This window comes from Actinophytocola sp. (genome assembly GCF_036002505.1).
In the GTDB taxonomy this organism is placed as follows: domain Bacteria; phylum Actinomycetota; class Actinomycetes; order Mycobacteriales; family Pseudonocardiaceae; genus DASYTH01.
The window spans coordinates 1-1,765 of record NZ_DASYTH010000129.1; the positions used below are offsets into that span (position 1 = coordinate 1).

The window sequence follows — 1,765 nt, forward strand, 5'->3', positions numbered from 1 at the left end:
GGGTGATCCGGAGTTCCGAGAGGTGCTGGGCCGGGTCCGGGAGACGACGCTGGGGGCGCTGGCGCACCAGGATGTGCCGTTCGAGCGGCTGGTGGAGGAGCTGGCGCCGGCCCGGTCGCTGGCCCGCCACCCGCTGTTCCATGTCGTCCTGACTCTCTTCGACGCTGCCGAAGCCACACTGGAGTTGGCGGACGTCACCCTCGAAGAACGCCCGACAGGCAGGCCGGCGGCGAAGTTCGACCTGGACGTGATGGTGGGTGAGCTGTTCGGCGAGGACGGGCGTCCGGCGGGGCTGCGCGGGTCGGTGACGGTGGCCGCGGATCTGTTTGAGCCGGGGACGGCGCAGCGGTTGGCGGGTTGGTTCACGCGTGCTTTGGAGGTGTTGACGGCGGCGCCGGATGTCCGGCTGGGCGCGGTGGACGTGCTGGATCCGGGCGAGCGGGAACTGGTGCTGCACGGCTGGAACGCGACCGCGACGCCGGTTCCGGACGGCAGGGTCGTTGACCTGTTCGGGCAGCGGGTCATCGCCGCGCCGGACGCGGTGGCGGTGGTCGCCGACGGGGTTGAGCTGACCTATGCGAAGCTGGATGCGCAGGCGAACAAGCTGGCCCGCTATCTGGTCCAGCAGGGGGTGGGTGCCGAATCAGTGGTCGGGCTGTGCCTGCCCCGCGGCGCCGAGATGATCAGCGCGATCCTCGGGGTGTGGAAGGCCGGCGCGGCGTATCTGCCGATCGACGCCGGGCTGCCGGTGGAGCGGATCGCGTTCATGCTCTCCGACAGCCGGGCGACGATGCTGCTCGGTGTGGAGGACGTGATCGGTGATCTGCCGGCTGGGCGGGTGCGGCTGGTCGCCCTGGACGCTGCGGTGGTGGCCGCGACGCTGGCCATGCTGCCGGAGACCGCCGTAGACCTGGCAGCCGACCCGGCCGGGCTGGCGTACGTGATGTACACCTCCGGGTCGACCGGAACGCCGAAGGGCGTGGCCGTCACGCACGGCTCGTTGGCGAACTATGTGGCCAGCGTGTCAGCCCGGCTGGACTGGTCCGGGGAGGGCTCCCGGTACGCCTTGTTGCAGCCGCAGGTGAGCGACCTGGGGAACACCGTGGTGTTCATCAGCCTGGCCACCGGCGGGCAGCTGCACGTGCTCGACGAGACCACCGTGGTCGACCCGCAGGCGGTGGCCGACTACCTGACCGGGCAGCACATCGATTTCGCCAAGGTGGTGCCCTCGCATCTGGCCGCGTTGTCGGCGGTGGCCGGGCCGGAGCGGGTGTTGCCGGCCCGGTCGCTGGTGCTCGGCGGCGAGGCCGCCCCGCCCGGCTGGGTGGCCGAGCTGCTGGCCGCGGCCGCAGACGGCCAGCGGGTGTTCAACCACTACGGGCCGACGGAGACTACGATCGGCGTGGCCACCGCCGAACTCACCGGCACTGCGCCCAATGGCGGGAACGTGCCCATCGGCTCGCCGATCGCCAACACCCGACTGTACGTGCTCGACGACCGCCTACGCCCAGCGCCGGTCGGGGTGGCCGGCGAGCTGTACGTGGCCGGCGCCGGGGTGGCGCGCGGCTACGTGGGCCGGGCCGCGCTGACCGGGGAACGGTTCCTGGCCTGCCCATTCGCACCGGGTGAGCGGATGTACCGCACCGGAGACCTGGCCAAGCGGATCAGTGATGGGCAGCTGGTGTTCCTGGGCCGGGCCGACGAGCAGGTGAAGATCCGCGGGTTCCGCATCGAGCCCGGCGAAGTCGAGGCAACCCTGCTCGGC

The 1,765-nt window shown here is 71.7% G+C and carries 1 protein-coding gene; it reads left to right on the top strand.

Annotated features, from left to right (window positions below; genetic code table 11):
• The coding region (locus VGR06_RS11200; RefSeq protein ID WP_327558948.1) for an amino acid adenylation domain-containing protein at positions 1–1,765 on the top strand (1,765 nt) is incomplete at both ends.